Origin of the sequence: Pseudescherichia sp. (assembly GCF_031979925.1) — a bacterium.
In the GTDB taxonomy this organism is placed as follows: domain Bacteria; phylum Pseudomonadota; class Gammaproteobacteria; order Enterobacterales; family Enterobacteriaceae; genus Pseudescherichia.
On record NZ_DALZFB010000001.1, the window covers coordinates 465,728 to 485,135 of the forward strand.

Annotated in this window: 28 protein-coding genes; 26 read left to right on the forward strand and 2 right to left on the reverse strand. The window is 55.4% G+C overall.

What is annotated here, in order from left to right; all coding sequences use genetic code 11:
- Positions 1 to 246: 246 nt before the first annotated feature.
- From RTM13_RS02330 to RTM13_RS02430, 21 genes are all read left to right on the forward strand, one after another.
- Complete coding sequence (locus RTM13_RS02330; protein WP_312209769.1) at positions 247 to 543, forward strand: hypothetical protein; 297 nt, start codon at positions 247 to 249, stop codon at positions 541 to 543.
- Entirely contained in the window at positions 521 to 1,165 is a 645-nt protein-coding gene (locus tag RTM13_RS02335; RefSeq protein WP_312209771.1) for a putative metallopeptidase, read from the forward strand. Before RTM13_RS02330 ends, RTM13_RS02335 begins: the two co-directional genes overlap by 23 nt.
- A 31-nt stretch (positions 1,166 to 1,196) precedes the next feature.
- Positions 1,197 to 1,676, forward strand: coding sequence for a DUF2280 domain-containing protein (locus RTM13_RS02340; protein ID WP_312209773.1), 480 nt, complete (start codon positions 1,197 to 1,199; stop codon positions 1,674 to 1,676).
- Positions 1,663 to 3,147 (forward strand): DNA-packaging protein, encoded by a 1,485-nt coding sequence (locus tag RTM13_RS02345; protein WP_312209774.1) that lies wholly within the window; start codon positions 1,663 to 1,665, stop codon positions 3,145 to 3,147. Before RTM13_RS02340 ends, RTM13_RS02345 begins: the two co-directional genes overlap by 14 nt.
- A gap of 86 nt (positions 3,148 to 3,233) precedes the next feature.
- Positions 3,234 to 3,407, forward strand: coding sequence for a GnsA/GnsB family addiction module toxin (locus RTM13_RS02350; RefSeq protein ID WP_312210123.1), 174 nt, complete (start codon positions 3,234 to 3,236; stop codon positions 3,405 to 3,407).
- Positions 3,408 to 3,477: 70 nt separating this feature from the next.
- Entirely contained in the window at positions 3,478 to 4,836 is a 1,359-nt protein-coding gene (locus RTM13_RS02355; RefSeq protein WP_312209776.1) for an anti-CBASS protein Acb1 family protein, read from the forward strand.
- A complete protein-coding gene (locus RTM13_RS02360) occupies positions 4,784 to 5,749 on the forward strand; it encodes a phage minor head protein (RefSeq protein WP_409456021.1) in 966 nt (321 codons plus the stop codon). The genes RTM13_RS02355 and RTM13_RS02360 overlap by 53 nt, the downstream gene beginning before the upstream one ends.
- Positions 5,750 to 5,764: 15 nt before the next feature.
- Positions 5,765 to 7,033, forward strand: a complete 1,269-nt coding sequence (locus RTM13_RS02365) for a hypothetical protein (RefSeq protein ID WP_312209778.1) — start codon at positions 5,765 to 5,767, stop codon at positions 7,031 to 7,033.
- Positions 7,034 to 7,078: 45 nt separating this feature from the next.
- Positions 7,079 to 7,534: a hypothetical protein gene (locus RTM13_RS02370; protein WP_312209779.1), complete on the forward strand. Its 456-nt coding sequence runs from the start codon at positions 7,079 to 7,081 to the stop codon at positions 7,532 to 7,534.
- 17 nt (positions 7,535 to 7,551) lie between these two features.
- Positions 7,552 to 8,655, forward strand: a complete 1,104-nt coding sequence (locus tag RTM13_RS02375) for a major capsid protein (RefSeq protein ID WP_312209782.1) — start codon at positions 7,552 to 7,554, stop codon at positions 8,653 to 8,655.
- A 9-nt stretch (positions 8,656 to 8,664) separates the two neighbouring features.
- Positions 8,665 to 8,967 carry a hypothetical protein gene (locus tag RTM13_RS02380; RefSeq protein WP_312209783.1) on the forward strand — a complete coding sequence of 101 codons (303 nt, stop codon included), beginning with the start codon at positions 8,665 to 8,667 and terminating at the stop codon, positions 8,965 to 8,967.
- Between the two features lie 65 nt (positions 8,968 to 9,032).
- Positions 9,033 to 9,437, forward strand: coding sequence for a hypothetical protein (locus RTM13_RS02385; protein WP_312209785.1), 405 nt, complete (start codon positions 9,033 to 9,035; stop codon positions 9,435 to 9,437).
- Positions 9,437 to 9,610, forward strand: coding sequence for a hypothetical protein (locus RTM13_RS02390; protein WP_312209786.1), 174 nt, complete (start codon positions 9,437 to 9,439; stop codon positions 9,608 to 9,610). Before RTM13_RS02385 ends, RTM13_RS02390 begins: the two co-directional genes overlap by 1 nt.
- The gene (locus RTM13_RS02395; protein WP_312209788.1) at positions 9,607 to 9,972 is read left to right on the forward strand and encodes a hypothetical protein; all 366 of its coding nucleotides are present in this window, start codon (positions 9,607 to 9,609) and stop codon (positions 9,970 to 9,972) included. The genes RTM13_RS02390 and RTM13_RS02395 overlap by 4 nt, the downstream gene beginning before the upstream one ends.
- A gap of 7 nt (positions 9,973 to 9,979) precedes the next feature.
- Positions 9,980 to 10,375: a hypothetical protein gene (locus RTM13_RS02400; protein WP_312210126.1), complete on the forward strand. Its 396-nt coding sequence runs from the start codon at positions 9,980 to 9,982 to the stop codon at positions 10,373 to 10,375.
- On the forward strand, positions 10,372 to 10,758 hold the full coding sequence (locus RTM13_RS02405; RefSeq protein WP_312209789.1) for a hypothetical protein: 387 nt from the start codon (positions 10,372 to 10,374) through the stop codon (positions 10,756 to 10,758). The genes RTM13_RS02400 and RTM13_RS02405 overlap by 4 nt, the downstream gene beginning before the upstream one ends.
- Before the next feature lie 14 nt (positions 10,759 to 10,772).
- The gene (locus RTM13_RS02410; RefSeq protein ID WP_409456022.1) at positions 10,773 to 11,507 is read left to right on the forward strand and encodes a phage tail tube protein; all 735 of its coding nucleotides are present in this window, start codon (positions 10,773 to 10,775) and stop codon (positions 11,505 to 11,507) included.
- Between the two features lie 29 nt (positions 11,508 to 11,536).
- Positions 11,537 to 12,187 carry a DUF6246 family protein gene (locus tag RTM13_RS02415; RefSeq protein WP_312209793.1) on the forward strand — a complete coding sequence of 217 codons (651 nt, stop codon included), beginning with the start codon at positions 11,537 to 11,539 and terminating at the stop codon, positions 12,185 to 12,187.
- 115 nt (positions 12,188 to 12,302) lie between these two features.
- Positions 12,303 to 12,659, forward strand: a complete 357-nt coding sequence (locus RTM13_RS02420) for a hypothetical protein (protein WP_312209795.1) — start codon at positions 12,303 to 12,305, stop codon at positions 12,657 to 12,659.
- A gap of 138 nt (positions 12,660 to 12,797) precedes the next feature.
- On the forward strand, positions 12,798 to 13,088 hold the full coding sequence (locus RTM13_RS02425; RefSeq protein ID WP_312209797.1) for a hypothetical protein: 291 nt from the start codon (positions 12,798 to 12,800) through the stop codon (positions 13,086 to 13,088).
- Positions 13,089 to 13,152: 64 nt separating this feature from the next.
- Entirely contained in the window at positions 13,153 to 16,350 is a 3,198-nt protein-coding gene (locus RTM13_RS02430; RefSeq protein ID WP_312209798.1) for a tape measure protein, read from the forward strand.
- Positions 16,351 to 16,377: 27 nt separating this feature from the next.
- Here the strand turns inward: RTM13_RS02430 and RTM13_RS02435 are convergent, their stop codons facing one another.
- Positions 16,378 to 16,605 (reverse strand): hypothetical protein, encoded by a 228-nt coding sequence (locus tag RTM13_RS02435; RefSeq protein WP_312209799.1) that lies wholly within the window; start codon positions 16,603 to 16,605, stop codon positions 16,378 to 16,380.
- Positions 16,606 to 16,690: 85 nt separating this feature from the next.
- On the opposite strand from RTM13_RS02435, the gene RTM13_RS02440 reads away from it, so the two are divergent.
- Both RTM13_RS02440 and RTM13_RS02445 read left to right on the forward strand, forming a co-directional pair.
- Positions 16,691 to 17,038, forward strand: coding sequence for a phage tail protein (locus RTM13_RS02440; protein WP_312209800.1), 348 nt, complete (start codon positions 16,691 to 16,693; stop codon positions 17,036 to 17,038).
- Positions 17,039 to 17,048: 10 nt separating this feature from the next.
- On the forward strand, positions 17,049 to 17,216 hold the full coding sequence (locus RTM13_RS02445; protein ID WP_312209802.1) for a hypothetical protein: 168 nt from the start codon (positions 17,049 to 17,051) through the stop codon (positions 17,214 to 17,216).
- Here the strand turns inward: RTM13_RS02445 and RTM13_RS02450 are convergent.
- Complete coding sequence (locus RTM13_RS02450; protein ID WP_312209804.1) at positions 17,213 to 17,389, reverse strand: ATP-NAD kinase; 177 nt, start codon at positions 17,387 to 17,389, stop codon at positions 17,213 to 17,215. The two genes, RTM13_RS02445 and RTM13_RS02450, sit on opposite strands and share 4 nt — an antisense overlap.
- Before the next feature lie 112 nt (positions 17,390 to 17,501).
- On the opposite strand from RTM13_RS02450, the gene RTM13_RS02455 reads away from it, so the two are divergent.
- The 3 genes from RTM13_RS02455 to RTM13_RS02465 are packed head-to-tail and all read left to right on the forward strand — an operon-like array spanning position 17,502 to position 19,401.
- Positions 17,502 to 18,206 carry a phage minor tail protein L gene (locus RTM13_RS02455; RefSeq protein WP_312209805.1) on the forward strand — a complete coding sequence of 235 codons (705 nt, stop codon included), beginning with the start codon at positions 17,502 to 17,504 and terminating at the stop codon, positions 18,204 to 18,206.
- Positions 18,206 to 18,925 (forward strand): C40 family peptidase, encoded by a 720-nt coding sequence (locus RTM13_RS02460; RefSeq protein ID WP_312209807.1) that lies wholly within the window; start codon positions 18,206 to 18,208, stop codon positions 18,923 to 18,925. The genes RTM13_RS02455 and RTM13_RS02460 overlap by 1 nt, the downstream gene beginning before the upstream one ends.
- A complete protein-coding gene (locus RTM13_RS02465) occupies positions 18,868 to 19,401 on the forward strand; it encodes a tail assembly protein (RefSeq protein WP_312209809.1) in 534 nt (177 codons plus the stop codon). The genes RTM13_RS02460 and RTM13_RS02465 overlap by 58 nt, the downstream gene beginning before the upstream one ends.
- Positions 19,402 to 19,408 lie beyond the last annotated feature (7 nt).

Here is a 19,408-nt window from a genome sequence, read left to right on the forward strand (position 1 = left end):
CTGTCAGCCAACACCAGAGTGTCAGAGCTAACTGCCTGCTTAGGGGCTGATAATTCCGGGTGGCTCCTGATTATCAGAACTTAAGACATTGGTAGTTTTAAACAAAGGCCGCGAGTGTATCGCGGCCTTTTCTCGTTTCTGGCTAAACGAGAGAAGCGCGCCTGATGATGTTCTCTCGTCAGTGCAACAGGTTTAGCCGCGCTGTGAAGCGCTGCGAAACCGAGCCATTCAACTAAAGGCAAACCCATGAGCGAAACCTATCAAATCACTGTAACAACACAGGACCGGGAAGAGTTCACCGGGCGAATGGCTCGGCGGCAGCCTGAGCTGATCAACGGCTTTGTCGCGCTATCCATGGAGAATGGCGACTGGATGTATTTCCCGCCGAGCGACGTCAAACGATTCCATTTTGCGCTGGTGGCAGAAACTATGTCGCCAGAACAGCCAGCAGCCGAGCAGACTGAAGAACCCGCAGAACAGCAAACGGCAGAGAACGCCGATAAGCAGGACGAGGCCAGCCATGAAGAAGGCAACGAAGGCTGAAGATTCACGCCCATATCCGCCTCATCTGTTCGTAGAGAACCCTGACTACAAACCGTACATCCGCATCATGCCTGCCGAAGGCGTTCAAGAATGGCTGCATGCCGAAATCCTCAGCGAAGACGGCAACCTGTATAACCCTGACCATGCCCAACTGCTGGAGGCCGATTTGTGCTTCCTATGGGCGTCGAATGCCTTTGATAAGAAGGGGCGAGCCGTACTGGGCCAGGCGGAAGAGGTAATGATGCGTGCCGGAGGGTGGCAAAAAGCCCGTATGGAGCAACAGATGTATGAATGGTTCGGGCGTATACCTGACTTCATCATTACCCTGGCGGCAGACTACTGCGCTCAGTGCTCAGATCTGGAGTTCTGCGCGCTGGTGGAGCATGAGCTGTACCACATTGCCCAGGAGACAGATGAGTTTGGCGCGCCGAAGTTCACGCGGGAAGGCCAGCCGAAACTGAAGCTGCGCGGTCACGACGTGGAAGAGTTTGTCGGCGTTGTCCGGCGCTACGGTGCCAGCCGTGATGTGCAGCAGCTGGTGGACGCTGCGAACAACCCTGCTGAGGTTGCCCATCTGGATATCGCCAGGGCATGCGGAACGTGCCTGCTCAAGCTGGCGTAATTATTGGACTGTATAGGACGAGTGGTGATTTATGGCTGCACTGAAACCTGATGTGAAGGCCTTCATCATTCAAGCTGTTGCGTGCTTCGATACCCCTTCTCAGGTAGTTGAGTCCGTCCAGAAGGAATTCGGCCTACATGTCACCCGACAGCAGGTCGAATCTCATGACCCGACAAAGGTCAGCGGCAAGGCACTGGCAAAAAAATGGGTTGAGCTGTTTCACGCCACCCGTGACCGCTTCCAGAACGAAATCTCTGATATCCCGATCGCCAACAAAGCTTACCGGCTGCGCGCGCTGGATCGTATGGCCACCAAAACAGAGGCGATGAAGAACTTTGCGCTGGCATCCCAGCTCATCGAGCAGGCTGCCAAAGAAGTGGGCGACGCCTACACCAATAAGCATAAGTTTGAGCATTCCGGGCCGAATGGAGGCCCTATCGAGAAAGTCACCATGAGCAAAGACGAATACAAAGCTGCGCGGCGGGAGATGCTGGAGGATGACGACTGCTGAGCAAAAGCTATTCGCCCGCCGCGTTGAATGCGTGGAGGATGGATTATATTACGCGCGCTACTTCTTTAAGCAGCGCACCGGCGGAAAGATGATCGTCGCGCCACATCACCAGGCGATCCAGCAGACGCTGGACAGGGTGATAGATGGCGAAATTCAGCGTCTGATTATTAACGTCCCGCCTGGGTACACAAAAACCGAGCTGGCAACCATCAACATGATGGGGCGCGGGCTGGCGCTCAACCAGCGCGCCCGGTTCATGCACCTGTCGTACTCCCACCAGCTGGCGCTGCTTAACTCATCGACCGCGCGCGGCATGATCAAATCGCAGGCCTATCAGGCCATGTGGCCTATGTCGCTGCGCGATGATGCTGACAGCAAGGCTATGTGGTGGAACGAGTTTGGCGGCGGCGTGTATGCATCGTCAGCAGCCGGACAGGTTACCGGCTTCCGCGCCGGGCACATGGAACCCGGCTGGCAGGGAGCGCTGATTATCGATGACCCGGTAAAACCGGACGACGCTTACTCCGAGATCGTCCGCGACGGCGTCAACAACCGCTTTAACGAGACAATCAAATCACGACTGGCGATCGAGACGACGCCGATGATTGTCATTATGCAGCGCATTCACTATCACGATCTGAGCGGCTATCTGCTGCGTGGCGGTTCTGGCGAAAAGTGGCATCACCTTAATCTTCCGGTGCTTATCGACAACAGCCAGTCCTACCTGGCGCAGTACCCGGAGAACACCCACGCTATCCCGATTGACCACGGGCTGCCTGATGGCTGGCTCTGGCCGTTCAAGCACAACGAGACACACCGCGTTTCCCTGTTTTCGCACCGGCGCACCGCTGAGGCGCAGTACATGCAGAAGCCGCGGCGTTTCAATGCGGAAGGTGCGTTGTGGAATGAGGCGATGATCAGCGCCGCCCGCGACCTGCAAATCCGTTTCGACAAGGTTCGCTCTGTAGTGGCCGTCGACCCGCAGGCAACTAACAGCGATGAAAGCGACGAATCCGGCATTGTGGCGGCCAGTGCGTATGGTTCTGGTGATAAAAAGCAGTTCTCTGTTGATGGGGACTATAGCGGCAAGTATTCACCGGCTGGCTGGGCCAAAAAGGCCATGTGGGCTTACGAAGAGCATGAGGCCGATGCGATCGTTATCGAAACGAACCAGGGCGGCGATATGGCCGAGGAAACGCTGCGTAATGCCGGGTACAAAGGTCGCATTATCCGTGTTCATGCCAGTAAGGGGAAATACGCCCGCGCTGAACCGATATCTGCGCTTTATGAGCAGGGCCGCGTTGCGCACAACGGTAATCTCTATGTGCTGGAAAATCAGCTGATGGAGTACGTGCCAGCCACTGCCAAAAAGTCGCCTGACCGTCTCGATGCGGCGGTTTATGCACTCACCGAACTCGGCGGCGCTCAGCCGATAGGCATGATGATTCCCAAACGTCTGCAAGGACGATAACCATAATTTATAATTAGTTATGTGCAGATGTAGCATTCGTAAGACGACTATCTTACTGAAGCTTAGATAAATCTTAAGAGGTTATGATGAACATCGAAGATCAAAAGCAAAAGGCCGAAGCGGATATAGCTGCTCTCATTTCAAAGAAAATTGCTGAAATACGTAAAAAGTCAGGGAAGGAGGTTTCTGAGATAGAGTTTATCCCTAATGAAACTATGACTGGTCTTGAAGGTTATGAAGTGAAAATTAAGCTTATCTGAATCACACTGTGAAAAAAGGTCGCTTCGGCGGCCTTTTTTATTGCCTTAACCCCACCAAACGGACCCCGACATGAACAATAACCTTCAACTGGCCGTCAACCATGCGTTGGCCGATGCCAGCCTTGCGCGCGCCCGTATGCTGGCGGCTAACCCAACGATGGGGCTGGATGCAAAGCGCAGCACGGCGTGGTGCGAGTATGGCTTCAAAGAGGATCTGACTTTCGATGACCTCTACAGCCTTTACCGGCGCGGCGGCATCGCCCATGGCGCGGTGCGCAAAATTACCAGCACCTGCTGGCTCAGCAATCCGGAGATCATCGAGGGCGAAAAGACTGACGAGACGCGCAAGGTAACTGCATGGGAGAGCAAGGCGAAAGCCGTCTTTACCCATCGCTTCTGGCGCACCTTCGCTGAAGCTGATTTGCGGCGGCTGGTGGGCCGGTACTCCGGCATCCTGCTGCACATTCGCGACAATCTGGACTGGAATAAGCCCGCCATCAAAGGCAAAGGACTTGAAAAGATCACTGTTGCCTGGGCTGGCGCACTGGTGCCTTCTGTATGGGACACCGGGCTGAACTCCCGCACTTACGGGCAGCCGAAGATGTGGCAATACGTTGAACGTCTGCCGAACGGCAGTACCCGGCGCGTGGATGTGCACCCTGATCGTGTTTTTATCCTCGGCGACTATTCAGCGGACGCAATCGGCTTTCTGGAACCAGCCTATAACGCTTTCGTCAGCCTGGAGAAAGTGGAGGGCGGCAGCGGCGAATCCTTCCTGAAGAACGCAGCGCGCCAGCTGAATATCAACTTCGATAAAGAGATCGACTTCAGCAATCTGGCCTCGATGTACAACGTCGATGTCAATGAGCTGCAGGAGAAGTTCAACGAAGCTGCTGTTGAGGTTAACCGCGGTAACGATGCGCTGCTGACCACCCAGGGCGCAACGGTGACGCCGCTGGTGTCGTCTGTCGCCGACCCCGGGCCAACTTACAACGTTAACCTCCAGACGGCAGCCGCCGCGCTGGATATCCCGACGAAAATCCTTGTGGGCATGCAGACGGGCGAGCGGGCCAGTACTGAGGACCAGCGCTACTTCAATGGGCGCTGCCAGTCCCGGCGCGGCGATCTGTCGTTTGATATTGAGGACCTGTGCGACAAGCTGGTGCTGCTGGGCATTCTCGACGCGGTACCACAGAAAACGGTTATCTGGGATGACCTGAACGCCAGCTCCGGCGCTGAGAAGCTGGCATCCGCCAAACTCATGGCCGAGATCAACAGCGCTTCTGTAGCCAGTGGTGAGCAGCCGTTTACGGGCGAGGAAATCCGCGTGGCCGCCGGGTATGAGGGATCACCTGAACCGCTGGGAGAGGATGATGATGAAGAAGAAGACGAAGAGGATAAAACCTCCGATTCTGCCCGGAAATCTTAGCGACCCGACGGGGGCAGACCGCCTCGAACGCGGCGCTATGAATGAGTTCTCAAGGCGGATCAAGCGTATCGCAAAAGCCTACCATGGCATCCTCGACCGCATACCCGCATCACCAGCAGTAAACCTTCGCTACACCTTCGACCTTGATACCTCGCTTCTGTCCATGCTGCTGGAGAACGCCTCCGCGCTGGTGGATGAGATCCTCTATGGCGGTAACGAAACGAATTTCTGGTTCTGGCGCGATTACGTTAATCACGCGTACCAGCGCGGCACGGCGCAGGAGTTCGCCAGTCTGTCGCAGCAGTCAGCGGTGTACGCCGCCGGGCGGGAGAATCTCCAGCAACTGCTGCTGAGCGAACCCTATCAGCGCCGGTTGCTGCTGGTGCGCACCCGTGTATTTGAGGAGATGAAAAACCTCAGCGCGCGGACGAAGTCGGACATGGCGCGGATCCTTACCGACGGCATGGGCCGAGGGCAAAACCCCCGTGATATTGCCAAGCGACTTACTGAGCAGACCGGGATGGAAATCGGGCGCGCAAAGCGTATCGCCCGGACCGAAATAACCACGGCGCTGCGTCGCGCCCGCTGGGATGAGTCGGATGAGGCCGAGGCCCAGTACGGCATCATGACGCGGCAGATGCACCTCTCCGCACTCAGCCCGACGACACGCCGCAAGCACGCGCTACGTCACGCCCACCTTTACACCACCGAAGAGGTGCGGGACTGGTACAGCGTTGACGGTAACGCCATTAACTGCAAATGCACGCAGGTAGCGGTGCTGGTGGATGCCGACGGCAAACCGCTAAACCCGAATGTCATCGACATGGCGAAGAAGCGGCTGGAGAAGGCTCAGAAAGCCGGGCTTGTCGCCAACCACCTACATTGCGGCTGCGGTCACCACCATGCCGCATAACAGCGAGAAATCAGCATGCCAACTCAGATTCATATCAACCATAAGGTCGATAACAAAGCCATTCGCCGCGAAACCTACAACGACCGTGAGCACGTGGTGATCCCGAGTTATACCCTGCCTGCCAACGTCATCATGAACGAAGAGTTCTATCCGGAGGCGGAGATCAGCGCGAACTACCGGACCCTGGAAGGCACACTGGCTCCGCTGGGGCATCCGATGGTGGATGGTCAGTTCGTCTCTGCATTCTCTCCTGAGGGGCTGAACGTGGGCTTTATTGGCGCGTGGAACCGCAACGTCAGCCTGCAGGGCAACCGCGTTTATGCGGAAAAATGGATCGACGTTAACAAAGCCATGGAGTCCCCTGGCGGCGTTGAGCTGCTGCAGCGTATTGAGGCCATCGAGAAAGGCGAAACAACCGATCCGATCTGGTCCAGCGTCGCCGTTTTTCGTGAGCGCACCCCGGCACCCAAAGACCTGCAGGACCAGGGCGCGAAGTGGGTGGTGAAAATCCATGCCATCGACCACGACGCCATCCTGCTTCACGAGCTACCCGCAGCGGGACCGGAGAAGGGCGTTGGCCTGATGGTCAACGCAGACCTTGCCACGCCGTTAAAAGCGAACTCCGGCGCGCTGGTGGGTGAATCATACCGGGAGCGCGAGCAGCGCCTCGACCGTGCGGCTAAGGCCAGGTTTGCGCCCGGCGAGAACGAATACGCCTGGGTGGCCGACTTCACCGACAGTCAGGTGGTCATCATCCGCAACGGGGGCAATGCCCAGGTGTTCAGCTACACGTCAGAGGGCGGGAAGATCACCTTCGACGACACCGGAACGCCGGTAGCCCGCCAGGAGTCCTGGGTAACCGTCGTAGCCAACAAAGTTAAATCTCTTTTCACTCCGCAGGACCAGCCTGCAACCAACCACCAAACGGAGGGCGACATGCCTTTAACCAATGAAGAAAAACAAGAGCTGATTACTGAGATCGGCAAGGGCCTGGCCGCTAATTTAGCCGATGCGCTGAAGCCTGTAACCGAGCAAATCACAGCCCTTCAGACCAACCACCAGCAGCTTGCCGAAACCCTCACTGCTAATTCCCACGCTGAAGAAAAAACGATGCGTGACGCTGTGCAGGCGGTACACGGTGAGCTTGTGGCTAATGCCCTGTCAGGTCCGGCACTGAAAGAGATGTTCAGCAAGCTGGGCACTGCCGCGCCACTGGCGGGTAACTCGGCGCAGATGCCTGCCGAAACCGGCGCTCCGGATCCGTCCACTTACTTCCCGGCTTAACTTCCTGCTTAACCGGCCCGCAACTAACTTTAAAGGAGATCGCGCATGGCATCCCGCTATCGTCGCGTAAATATCGACGGGCAGTCGCTCTTCAGGACTGAAACCCGTACCACTGCTTCTGCCCTGTTGCCGGGCACCGCGGCAATCATCAATGGCGAAGAGGAGTTTGCGCAGGCTACTGCGCTGACCGGACGCCTCTACATTATCGACTGCGCTTACCATCAGGGTCTGGGCATTCGTGACGCTATTCCGGAAGGCGATTCCGCCGTGGGCAACTACGTGGAAGAAGGGCGCGAGCTGGCTCTGCTTTGCGTGCCCGGCGCGTACAAAAAAGACAGCCCGATCAAGCTTGGTGCTGCTGGCCAGTTTACGCTGGCCACCGACGACACCGATGCGGTGGTCGGCTACAGCCAGGACGAAGCCACCATTGCGGCAGGCGCTACCGATTTCATCCGCGTTCGTATGCGTGTCGGCACTGCAGCCGCAGCCGCTGGCGCATAATTTAAGGACACACGCACATGTATTTTTCCCGTGAAACCCTGGCGACTAACCGTCGCCTGCACCAGCACTGGAACTCCCTCTGGTCCCAGCGCAATATCTGGGATACCTCTCATCGGCTTATGGTCAATCAGTACCGCGGCGTAATGGATGTCGAAACGCTGGCGGCCAATGCCCTGGCGGGTGATGGTCTGGGGCGTGAGTTCTGGGCTGAAATCGATCGTCAGGTTATTCAGTTGCGCGATCAGCAGGTCGGTATGGAGATCGTTAACGACCTGATGAGCGTTATGCAGGTCCTGAACATCGGCAAAACCGCGAAGCTGTACACCGTTGTCGGCGATATTGCTGATGATGTGCAGGTCAGCCTGGATGGTCAGCCGCCGTACTCCTTCGATCACACCGACTACGACAGCGACGGTGACCCTGTGCCGGTTTATACCGCCGGTTATGGCGTGAACTGGCGTCTTGCTGCTGGTCTGAACACGGTTGGTATCGATATCGCGCTGGATTCGCAGGCAGCCAAGATGCGCAAGTTCCATAAGCGTCGCGTTAAGGGCTACCTGGACGGTAACGCCAGCATCAAGGTGCAGAATTACCAGTCTCAGGGGCTGCGTAACCACCGCAACACCGCGAAAATTAATCTCGGCTCCGGCGCTGGTGGCGTAAACATCGATCTCACCACCTGTACTCCGGCGCAGGCGCTGGCATTCTTTGGTCCTGCTGGCCCGTTCGGGCTGACTGCCCAGGCGAACCAGGTCACCGCCTATGATGTCCTGTGGCTGAGCTCGGAAATCATGGCGAACCTGTCCAGGCCGTACACGATTGAGGTCGGTAACGGCGCTAATGCCATCGTGAGCGGTTCCGTTCTGGATGCCATCCGCAAGTTTATGCCGGTGAAAGATATCCGCATGACCTACGCGCTCAAGGGTAACGAGTTCCTCGCCTACGAGCGCCGTCAGGATGTGGTTGCGCCGCTGGTTGGTATGGCCGTCGGTGTCATTCCGCTGCCGCGTCCACTGCCGCAGAGCAACTACAACTTCCAGATCATGTCTGCGGAAGGTCTGCAGATCAAACGTGACGACGAAGGCCACTCCGGTGTGCTTTACGGCGCGAACCTGGGCTAAGGAGAATTCATGGCTAAGTACGAAGTAATTCGCCCCTGGCACGGCGTGACGGTTGGTGATGTGGTGGAGTTTGAAAGCCTTCACCCGGCGTTGAAACCAAACGTCCGGCTGATGCGTGGCGATGCTGGTGGCACGCTCAACCCGGCAACGCCCGGCGCGGGCAACAATGGCAATGACGGCAAATCCCGTAAGGAGATTATCGCCGATCGCCTGAAGGAACTGGGTATCGAGTTCAAAGGCACCCTGGGCGCTGAAAAGCTGTCTGAGCTGCTGCCGGAAGGCGAGCTCGAAACACTCTTCCCAGCTGAATAACAGCCGCCGCGCAGGCGGTTTTTTATGCCCCGCTCCGGCGGGGCTTCTTATTTCAGGAGTCAGCCATGGTAAATCCCGAACAGGCGCAGCAGTACCTAAGCGGTCAGGGGATTACCCTGCCTGATTTCTTGCTGGCGGCGCTGGTGGAGCAGGTAAACGGCATCGAAACGTGCCTGAGCCTGCATTATCCGGCCGCCACAGCGATGCTTATCCAGCTTTATCTGCTGGCGCTGATGGGGCTGGGGCAGGGTGATAAATATCTTTCCAGCCAGACCGCGCCAAACGGCGCTTCACGGTCGTTCCGCTACCAGTCTTTTTCCGATCGCTGGAAAGGCGCGCTGAACCTGCTGCGCGGGCTGGATAAACACGGCTGCGCGACGGCGCTAATCCCGCCCGATCCGACTGCTGCACCTGCGTTCGGCGGCATCTGGATCGGCAAGGGCGGATGCATGAGCAACGGGGGCCGCTGATGGCCCTGATATCCGTAAAGCAGCGTCTGCCAGAGCCGTTTACGAAAGTCTGGGTGCTGACTGACAGCGGCAGGAGGGTGACCGGCTACGTCAAAAGCAACGGCGAGTGGTTCATCTTTTGCCGTGAGATCGCCGCCACAAACCCGGAAATCATCCGCTGGGAGGAGCCTTGAGCGCCACATCAGAATGGGTCTACACCAACCTCTGCACTGTTTATCCACTTAACGGTTATGACGACTGGAGCAACAGCTATCAGTATGGTGAACCCTACCTTATAGCGAGTACATGGGAATCCGAGGCTAAAACCGTGACGGACGACAGCGGGAAAGAGTTCGTCTGTCAGCAGACTATCTATACCGAGTCGAAGCTGAACGGTGTGCTGATGCGCCTGCCGCAGCGCGATGATTATATCGCGCATGGTGATACCAGGAGTCAGCCAGATCCGCTTAAGGCATTTGCTTACAAAATTGTTGCCGTGCGCAGCGATGATATGAGCTTTTTCGGCGAAGACCCTGACTACCAAATCATGACATGAGGTGACTATGCCCGTAAAAGGCATTAAGCGCGTACAAATGAACGCCAAGAAACTGCTTGGTCAGGTTGCCGGGCCGGTGACAGAGCGGGTGATCACCGAGGTGATGATAGTCGGGATGGGTTATTCAGCACAGATAACGCCGATGGATACCTCCACTCTAGTGAACAGCCAGTTTCGTGAGTTACGCCCCATCCCCGGCGGCATGACCGGGCGTGTTGGCTTTACTGCCAGCTATGCAGCCCTGGTCAACGCAGCACCAGGCACGCTTAAAGGGCAGCCGCGCGCGAACGGCAACGGCAACTACTGGGATCCGAACGGCGAGCCCGACTTCCTGCGTAAAGGCTTCGAGCGTGACGGAATAAACGATATCCGGGCCACCATACGGCGAGGGTACAAGCTATGACCCGCAACGAGGTGTATGACGCCCTGCGCGCCTGGCTCCAGCAGCATGGTTTCGATACGGGCTATCGCGTGCAGAAGCGCTTTTTTTCTGAACGGCCGGATTCACAGAACGAGCGCTACCTCATCATTCAGCAGAACGGCGGAGGAAGTGACGAGGAGGCGGTCTCCCGCGACTATTTCCGCATCATCCTGCTGGCCGGCCAGAACGATCCCGGTGTCGATGCCGTGGAAAATAATGCTGATGCCATCCGCCGGGCCATGAGCCTGGAGCATCAGACCGAATGCATCATCCTGATGCAGCCAGTCGGCGGCATTCCCGCCTTCAGAACCGAAGAGGGCCGTGTGGCCTTCGAAATCAACTTCAGAACCATCATTTCCCAGTAACGGAGTAAAAACTTATGGCCGGATGTGAATCAGGTGCTTTCACAGGGCTCGCTGTCGCCGTTTATTACGCGATCGGCTGCCCTGAGGTTCAGCCAGCAGCGAACCAGTACAAGCGCCTCGGTATGATGCGCGGCAAAACCACGGGCGTGGAGTGGGAGACTGCCGACGCAACGGGCGACCAGAGCGCGGCGTTTACCCAGGAGAACGTCACCACCTATAAGAACGTGTCGTTCTCAGGTGACGGCGTGAGCCGCAAGGAGGCGATCTACGGCCAGCGGGCCATAAAGCGCCACGTCTACAGCCCGTCAGCGGAAACCAGCAACCAGCCGTATGTCTGGCTGAAGATCATCTCCCCGCTGGATATCACCGAAGGGCCGTTCCTTGTCACGAGCTGGCAGGACGAAGCGCCCCACGATGATGTCGCTACCTGGTCGCTGGAAGCCTCCAGCGCGGGCAATGTCGATGTGCGCGACGTGGGCGATACCATCACTATCACGACCCAGCCACAGAGCCGCACGCTCGAAGAGGGCGACACGCTGACACTGACCGTGGCGGCCACCACCAGCGGCAGTTCTACTTTGAGCTATCAGTGGCAGCGGGACGGTCAGGATATCGGCGGGGCGACGTCAGCAACGTACACCAAAGCTAGTGTGACTGCGGCAGACGATGGCACTTACGCCTGCGTCGTATCATCCCCAACGGCCAGCAGCGTATCGTCTGGTTTCGCGAACGTCGTAGTCACTGCTTAATTACGGGGCTTCGGCCCCCTTGAGGTTTTATGCAGGTCATCACTGATATCGGCCAGGCGGTGATCCGCGCTGGTGGCCGCGAGATATTCCTCAACCCCTCTTTTCTGGCGATGTCGCGGATCGGCGCGCCGGAGGAGATCGTCAGGCTATTCGTCACCGTGCACGCCGGGCACTACCCGACGCACCGCATTAGCGAGCCGGCTATTATGCGCGACGTGCTGGCACGCTGCTTTGCAGAAATGGCAGCGGCAGCGGCCCGGGTGGTTACCGCCTGCTGCACAGAGAACATCAGCCAGCTAATAGGTGTGTACATCATTACCGCAAAAGGCAAACTGTCGTATCGACCCGGCCGGCTGGCAGTTCACGACGTCATAGAGCTGGCGAGGCATCTGATCCGCCACGGCGTCATGGGCGATCAGCCGCCGGAGCAACTAAAGGGCCGAAATAATGAATACTCTAATAAATTTGATGCCCGGTCATTCGTCTACACTGCTGTTGCTCACCTCGGCATGAGCGAGGCGGACGCCTGGAACATGACAATGACCAGTTTCCGCGCCGCAATGAACGCCAAGTTTCCAACGCAAGAAAAGGACAAGATCCCGACGGAAGAGGCCTATGATGAGGTCATGGACTGGGCTGACAAGATGGTTGAAATCGACAGGCAAAGGAATTCCCATTAGTTTACATCCGTCTAAAATTCAAACTGAACTAAGCACTTCTACTAACTTTGGTAGGCCGTCAATAGCAGGGAAGTGATGTTAAGATGTTTCTGATTGCAATCAAAGGAAACATAAAATGAAAAAGGCATTGGCTTTAGCCGCAGTAGTGATGATGTTGGCAGGATGTAGTTCTCGCGTAGCTGATTTAACCGTAGCGAGTACCAAAAACTATAATCTTAACTCGAATAATTTTGTCAAAGGCGCTCGCGTTAAAGCAGAGGACTCCGCTCCAGTAGTGCTCTTCCCGCTTGGGATCCCTAACGTGAAAACTGCCATTGACAGAGCAATCGAAAGAAACCGCTGCTCAGTTGCGTTATCAGACGTTGTAGTAACTCAGTTTAACCATTCTTTCCTGGTCGGTAAGTTTGGTTTCATCGTTGAAGGTACTGAAGTTATTGATCGTGGCCAGCCGGGTTGCGAAAACGCTAACTGATAATTAAGCCACCTCAGGGTGGCTTTTTTGTATCCCTCACCTGAAATCAAAAAATCATCCATCACGTTGCGCTGACGCACTCACCTGATAGGATTAGTCTCGTCTTTTACTGATGGGGATAAAAAATTGAAAAGTATAATGTTGGTTGCTCCGCTCGTTTTAGGCTTTGCCTCCGGGGCAATGGCGGCGGCAGAAATGGATGCAGCAGGATATGAACGCGTTATCTTTTCGATATGTAAAGACAACCCTCATTCCAGTGACTGTAGCAAGTTAGCATCTCAGCTAATGCTCATGGTGAAAAATAATGGAGATATTGCTGCGCTATGTGACAAACTTGATGAATCAGGCGGCAATTCTGCAACGAAACCGTCATGTGTCAATGCGCGGAATATTCAAGATTATATTCAAAAAAAGAATGAGTCTTCGTAGTAAATATAGTGAACTCACATCAAACCTCGCCCCGGCGGGGTTTTTTATTGGCTGGAGAAAGTAAATGGAAAACGTAGGCGGCATTTATTACGAGATCAAAGCCGATACACACGCGCTGTTACAGGCTGATAAGCAGGTAGAAACCATCACCAATAACATGGAGCGCGGCTTTGAGAGAGCGGATGATGCTGCCGACGGGCTGAATACCGGGCTTAGCAAGCTGGCATCTGCCCTCAAAGCGTTGATCGCGGTTTCTGCACTGCGTGAAATGGCCCGCATGGTGCAAAGCTACCAGGAGATGGCCGAACGTGTTCAGATGGCGACCTCCAGCCAGGATGAGTTCGAGCGCGTACAGAAGCGCCTGCTTAATACTGCTAACGGCACTTATCGATCGCTGGCAGAGGCCCAGGAGCTTTATATCCGCAGTGCTGACGGACTGCGCAGCATGGGGTACTCCACCGAACAGGCGATCGACGTTCAGGACTCCATGTCTTACGCGTTCGTGAAGAACGCCGCGTCTGCCGAGCGTGCTGATTCTGCTATTAGTGCCTTCACCAAAGCGATAAACACCGGCACCGTATCTGCCGACCAGTGGGAATCCATCACCACTGCCATTCCGACAGTCATTAACGATATTGCAGCAGCCAGTGGTAAATCAGCAGCAGCAATCCGCGCCCTTGGAGCTTCAGGTAAGCTTACAGCTTCGGATCTTACCGAAGGTCTGAAACAATCACTCGATGCAAACACAGCTGCAGCTGCTGGCATGTCTAATAATCTGGTCGATGCCAGCGTCAGGATGCGGACCGCCGTTACCGCTATGCTGGTGGCAGTCGAAGGGCAGACCGGAGTGATTCAGGGCTTCACCAACAGCATCATTACCGCCGCCGATACGATCCTCAGTTTCTCTGAGAACTCCGAGGCTATGTCGGGCTACATCGACAGCGCAACACTCGCTGCCAAAGCTTTCGCCCTGGTAATGGCTGGACGTTACGCCGGATCGTTGAAGGATGCTCTCAGCGGGAAGCTGCAATCAATTGCTGCTACCCGTCAGCAGACAGCGGCAGAGAACCAGTCTGCCCAGTCGCTGCTTATTGCGGCTAACGCAGCGCAAAGAAAAACCCTTGCTGATAAAGAAGCGGCATTCTCAGCCGTTGCGCTGGCTCAGGCTGAGCTGAATGTCGCGCGTGGAAGTAACGCCGAAATGACGGCACTGGAAAACCTTAGCGCAGCGAAATCCCGCGCCCGGGCTGCTTCGCTAGCGCTGGTGGAAGCAGAAACCGCCCAGGCTGCAGCTTCTGCCAGAGCTGCGGCTGCGGCACGCGCTGCATCGGTGGGATTTGGCCTTGCTCGTGGCGCTCTTTCACTGATCGGCGGCCCAGCGGGTGTAGCAATGATTGCCGCATCCGCACTGCTTTATTGGTGGCAAACTGCCAAGCAGGCGAAGGAAGAGGCAGTTGCTTTCGCTGACGGGCTGGACAAGCTCAATAGTTCTATGAAGACAATGAGCAACACTCAGCTTCGTGGCGCTATTGCTGATGCTAGCGTTGCCATGAGAGGCCAGGGGGCTGCAGTTGCTGATTTAAAAAAGGAGATTGAAGATCTCACGGCTAAACGCGATGACTATATAGAAAAAGGGAGCGGGTACAACACGACTGCTGAGCAGGGGAATGGTCTTCTTAAAAATGCTGCAAAACTTACTGACGAAATTAATCAAAAAGAACGAGATCGCGCTGACATTGAAGATAAGCTGGCACGAACAACGCAAGCCCGAAACGATATGGAGTCCACTCTCAATAATAATATGCTCTCCTCAATGGGCGTACATGATCGCCTTATAGAGAAAGGCTCCACTCTTGAGCAGGTGCAAGGGGCTGTGGCCAGAGCCTTTGGCAAAACAGCCGATGAAATCAACCGGGCCAATCAAGCTGGTCAGAACTTCAATCCCAAATCATTGCAGATCGCCCCCCCAACTGCCGATGGCGATAAAGTAATCCTGAACCTTGAAGAGCAGAACGAGCTTTTGAAAATACAGGATGAACGCCAGCGAGCAGTAGCAAAAGCCAGAATGGCGGCGTCTAAGGTTACTGACAACCCTAACCAGATCGCGTCTGCTGAACGTCTGGCTGCAGAGAATTACGATCTGCAGGAAGCTGAGGAGGCACGACGCAAAGCGCAGCAGCAGAGTGAGCAGCAGGGAAAAAGCGCAGCTACTCAGATGGAAGCTAATGCTCAAAAAATTGCTGATTACAAGCAGCGCGCAGAGACCGCTGCCGGGGCAACTCAGGACTTGTCCCGCGAACAGGCAATGCTGAGGGCGGAGCAGTCGCTTAATAAAAGCGCTACAGCTGGGGAAATTGAGGAAGTAAGGAAATATGCTGCTGCTGAATGGGACGCTGCTAATGCTGTTAAGCAGCGCCAGCAGGCAGAGCAGGGTAAAAAATACGCAGAACAGGAAATTGCAGCGGCGAAGGTTATGCCTGATGCGATTACTGGCATTGCTGAGGATCCGCTGGCTCAGATTAATCTCCAAGAACAGCAGAGACTGGCAGCACTAGCCAAATATCAGGAGATCGATAAGCAAAACACGCAGCTTTATGAAGATGCCAAAACTGCCATACAGCAACAAGCGGCCAACCAAAGAATGGCTATTGCTGTAAATGAGCAACGCGTTTACCAACAAAATCTAAGCCAATTACTTGGTGCTACGTCAGATTCTCTCGATGCAGTCGCAGATGCGATAGGGCAAGCAGCTGGTAAGTCTAGCGCGGCATATCAGGCTATGTTTGCAGTCAGCAAAGGCTTTGCTGTAGCGCAGGCTGCTTTGAACATGCAAACCGCGATAGGTAACGCAATGGCTTTGCCCTGGCCTGAAAATATTCCTGCTATCGCTCAGGCCGTAGCAGCTGGTGGGCAGATGGTAAGTGCAATCAGCGGGATATCTTATAGCGGAGGCCGTCGTTACGGTGGCAACGTCTCTGCTGGTAATGCCTACCGAATAAATGAAAACGGTGAGTCTGAGATATTCCAGACGGCTGGCGGTCAGCAGGTGTTCATTCCTAACCAGTCAGGGAAGGTTATTCCGGCCGATAAGGCTGGTGGCGGAAGTAACGTAACTGTACAGCAGGTTAACCATTATCACTTTGAGGGAAGTCCTCAAGATCCGGCAACGCTAAAACAGTTTGATAAGATTGCGTATAGCGCAGCTTTACGAGCAATAAGCAATGAGCAGCGACCCAACGGGCTACTACGGAAAGGAAGATAATGGCGGAGGGATTCCGCCATTTCCCCATTACTTCTGTCCCAAACCCAGCTTAATGATATCGCGAATATAATCTTGCATTCCGCTCATGTAATCCATTAGCTCTGGGGTTGCACCTTCGGCTGGAACCTCAATCGGTCTGGATTTTGCCAATTGTTCAAGCCTCTGTTTTTGCTCATCACTTAATACAGAGATGATATAGGAGAGCAGACTGCTCTGAGCCATTACTTCTAACTCTGTAGGTAATTTCTTTTCCATAAAGCCTCTTGAGTTACGACTGCAAAATTGCAGGTCAATTTATAAATTGAAGCAATTTTCAAAATTTACAATCTTGGAGTGACTCATGCCACAAACATTCACATGGACGCCGCAGCGGAGCTACAGCGTTGATCGCACACCGAACGTAGCCGTTGTTAAGCTGGGGGATGGGTACGAGCAGCGACAGGTTAAGGGCATAAATCCGCTGATGGCGAAATACAGCCTGGTGTTTCGCGGTGTAGGCGGGCCATGCAGGGCTAACGCGGCAAAGGAGGCTGAAGCTTTCCTGCAGGCGCGTATGGCGGTCGAGTCCTTCTACTGGACGCCATCCGATACAGGAGTGCAGGCGCTGTTTGTCTGCCGCTCCTGGGGCATGGTTAAAAACGGGCCGCTGTATGAACTGACGGCCACATTTGAACAGGTACCACGATAAGGAAAAAGCTATGAAATTTTTTGAATTACCTGAGCGCGTGATTGAGGAGGCTTCTAAAACTCTTTCTCGCGAACTCGAGGGCATACTGACATGGAACGAAGATAAACGAACGGAGAAGGCGATAGCCGTTGCCGAATCCGTTCGTAAAAGCTTTCTTAAATTGTTTGATGAAAGCTAGCTTTTGCCTTCATCTTCTTTCTTAAAGTGTTGTACCGCCTGGCTATACATCGACAACAGGTTAGAAATATCCCCGCCTGAATAAACAGGCACTCTCTGAGCCCTGACTAATTCAATTAATAGCGCATAAGCTGATTCTTCGGGTGAGTCTTTCGGGTTTACAAGTCCGGACATCTGAACCTCCTTTTATAGTCGAAAGTTCAGCCTAACCTTACTTCACTTTATTGAAAATCCTGATAAACGATCAGTAGCCACCTCCGGGTGGCTTTTTTTATGGGAGATTTTCGTGCGCGACATTCCACCAGAGCTAATTATCGACAGCGTTGATGCCGGAGTCGGCGCGTTTATCGATCTCTTTGAGGTTGACCTGCAGCCATTCGGTGGCGACGTTCTGCGCTTCCATTCCGGCACGAACGGTTATTTCGGGGACGTCATCTGGCGCGGCCTGGCTTACCTGGCGTACCCGATCGCCGTGGAGGGGTTCGAATATAAGAACGAGGGCACTTATGCCCGGCCAACAATGGCGGTCGCGAATATTTCCGGGCTGATCTACGGCATCAACCATGATTTTAATGATCTCTACGGCGTTGTGGTCACCCGCCGGCAGGTGCCGGTTAAATACCTGGATGCGGTGAACTTCCCGAACGGCAACCCGGACGCAAACCCGACAATGGAGGCGGTCTCGCGCTACGTCGTAGAAGGAATGACCGAAGAGACGTTCGAACAGGTGACGTATGAGCTGGCGACGCCCGTGGACTGCGATAACGCTATTATCCCGGCGCGCACCATCCTGGCCGACGTGTGCCAGTGGCAGTACCGCGGCACCGGGTGTAACTATGACGGCCCACCGGTTGCAGATGAGCGTGATAACCCCACCACCAATCCGGCAAAAGATAAGTGCTCACACCGCCGCTCCGGCTGCCGCTTCCGTTACCCACGTCCCGAGCCGATGCCAATCAGCAGCTTCCCTGGCTCCCAGAAGGTGTCCTGATGCAGGAATTAATCAATTATGCGGCCTCGTCGCAGGATGAGGTGTGCGGCCTGATCATTGATGGCACCCGGCTTTTCCCCTGTCGCAACATTCATCCCAGCCCGGAGAGCCATTTCCGGATCAGCGATGACGACTGGCTTGCGGCGGAGAAAGAGGGCGAGGTGACCGCCATATTTCACTCACACCCGATGAACTCCCCGGTACTGTCCGGCGCTGACCGCCAGGCACAGGTTGTGACAGGTCTGCCCTGGTGGCTGGCGTGCAACGGCGCGCTACGTAAGTTTCGCCCGGTACCGCATCTGCTGGGCCGCCGGTTTCAGCATGGCGTCACAGACTGCTACACGCTTTTTCGCGACGCCTATCACCTGGCTGGTGTGGATCTGCCGGACTTTGAGCGGACAGATGGCTGGTGGCTGCGTGGGGAAAACCTCTACATCAAAAATATGGCAGCCAATGGCTTCCACCCGGTTCCCGCCAGCGATGCGCAGCCCGGCGATGTGATCATCCGCCAGCCATTCCCGGGCGCTGACCCCTGCCACGCTATGATCCTGCTTGAAGGCGGCAGGGTGCTTCATCACGACTGCGCCGGGCACCTCAGCAGACGCGAGGATTACCGCCTGGCCTTTATGAGGCAAACCCATTCTATCTGGAGGCACGAACGATGCTCCGATTTAAATTTAGCGGGCATTTACGCCGACATTTCAGTGAAATCGAATTAGCCGTCGATACGCCTGCGCAGGGGCTGCGCCTTCTGCTGGCACAGGATCGCGCCTTCAAGAAAGCTTTTCTGGCGTCGCCTGTGCAGATCCGCGTTGATGGCGATGAGCTGGACGATGATAACGCGCGCTTACACATGGACCGCCAGCTGGACAGCGGAGCCACCATAACGTTTGTCCCGGTTGTGCAGGGAGCAGGGCTGGAAACCGGCACCATTGTTGCCATCGTAGCCATCACGATGTCGGTCGCCTCGGTTGCCTACTCGTTGTACATGTCCCGCAACATGAAAACCAAAACCTCAGCCGAGGCAGCGGAAAACAACACCATCACCAACAACTCATTCACCAGCACCGAGAGCCGTGTTGGCCAGGGGCATCCGGTCGCGCTTCTGCTGGGCGAAATGGTGGTGGCCCCCAACGTGGTATCCCTCGGCATCGATACGTCGAACAACCAGGACTGGACAGAATCTATTAGCTAAGGTGGCG

Bases quoted from the DNA above. Each gene is read 5' to 3' on its own strand.
- RTM13_RS02330 (WP_312209769.1), top strand. From the start codon at position 247: ATGAGCGAAACCTATCAAATCACTGTAACAACACAGGACCGGGAAGAG.
- RTM13_RS02335 (WP_312209771.1), top strand. From the start codon at position 521: ATGAAGAAGGCAACGAAGGCTGAAGATTCACGCCCATATCCGCCTCAT.
- RTM13_RS02340 (WP_312209773.1), top strand. From the start codon at position 1,197: ATGGCTGCACTGAAACCTGATGTGAAGGCCTTCATCATTCAAGCTGTT.
- RTM13_RS02345 (WP_312209774.1), top strand. From the start codon at position 1,663: ATGACGACTGCTGAGCAAAAGCTATTCGCCCGCCGCGTTGAATGCGTG.
- RTM13_RS02350 (WP_312210123.1), top strand. From the start codon at position 3,234: ATGAACATCGAAGATCAAAAGCAAAAGGCCGAAGCGGATATAGCTGCT.
- RTM13_RS02355 (WP_312209776.1), top strand. From the start codon at position 3,478: ATGAACAATAACCTTCAACTGGCCGTCAACCATGCGTTGGCCGATGCC.
- RTM13_RS02360 (WP_409456021.1), top strand. From the start codon at position 4,784: ATGAAGAAGAAGACGAAGAGGATAAAACCTCCGATTCTGCCCGGAAAT.
- RTM13_RS02365 (WP_312209778.1), top strand. From the start codon at position 5,765: ATGCCAACTCAGATTCATATCAACCATAAGGTCGATAACAAAGCCATT.
- RTM13_RS02370 (WP_312209779.1), top strand. From the start codon at position 7,079: ATGGCATCCCGCTATCGTCGCGTAAATATCGACGGGCAGTCGCTCTTC.
- RTM13_RS02375 (WP_312209782.1), top strand. From the start codon at position 7,552: ATGTATTTTTCCCGTGAAACCCTGGCGACTAACCGTCGCCTGCACCAG.
- RTM13_RS02380 (WP_312209783.1), top strand. From the start codon at position 8,665: ATGGCTAAGTACGAAGTAATTCGCCCCTGGCACGGCGTGACGGTTGGT.
- RTM13_RS02385 (WP_312209785.1), top strand. From the start codon at position 9,033: ATGGTAAATCCCGAACAGGCGCAGCAGTACCTAAGCGGTCAGGGGATT.
- RTM13_RS02390 (WP_312209786.1), top strand. From the start codon at position 9,437: ATGGCCCTGATATCCGTAAAGCAGCGTCTGCCAGAGCCGTTTACGAAA.
- RTM13_RS02400 (WP_312210126.1), top strand. From the start codon at position 9,980: ATGCCCGTAAAAGGCATTAAGCGCGTACAAATGAACGCCAAGAAACTG.
- RTM13_RS02405 (WP_312209789.1), top strand. From the start codon at position 10,372: ATGACCCGCAACGAGGTGTATGACGCCCTGCGCGCCTGGCTCCAGCAG.
- RTM13_RS02410 (WP_409456022.1), top strand. From the start codon at position 10,773: ATGGCCGGATGTGAATCAGGTGCTTTCACAGGGCTCGCTGTCGCCGTT.
- RTM13_RS02415 (WP_312209793.1), top strand. From the start codon at position 11,537: ATGCAGGTCATCACTGATATCGGCCAGGCGGTGATCCGCGCTGGTGGC.
- RTM13_RS02420 (WP_312209795.1), top strand. From the start codon at position 12,303: ATGAAAAAGGCATTGGCTTTAGCCGCAGTAGTGATGATGTTGGCAGGA.
- RTM13_RS02425 (WP_312209797.1), top strand. From the start codon at position 12,798: ATGTTGGTTGCTCCGCTCGTTTTAGGCTTTGCCTCCGGGGCAATGGCG.
- RTM13_RS02430 (WP_312209798.1), top strand. From the start codon at position 13,153: ATGGAAAACGTAGGCGGCATTTATTACGAGATCAAAGCCGATACACAC.
- RTM13_RS02435 (WP_312209799.1), bottom strand. From the start codon at position 16,605: ATGGAAAAGAAATTACCTACAGAGTTAGAAGTAATGGCTCAGAGCAGT.
- RTM13_RS02440 (WP_312209800.1), top strand. From the start codon at position 16,691: ATGCCACAAACATTCACATGGACGCCGCAGCGGAGCTACAGCGTTGAT.
- RTM13_RS02445 (WP_312209802.1), top strand. From the start codon at position 17,049: ATGAAATTTTTTGAATTACCTGAGCGCGTGATTGAGGAGGCTTCTAAA.
- RTM13_RS02450 (WP_312209804.1), bottom strand. From the start codon at position 17,389: ATGTCCGGACTTGTAAACCCGAAAGACTCACCCGAAGAATCAGCTTAT.
- RTM13_RS02460 (WP_312209807.1), top strand. From the start codon at position 18,206: ATGCAGGAATTAATCAATTATGCGGCCTCGTCGCAGGATGAGGTGTGC.
- RTM13_RS02465 (WP_312209809.1), top strand. From the start codon at position 18,868: ATGCTCCGATTTAAATTTAGCGGGCATTTACGCCGACATTTCAGTGAA.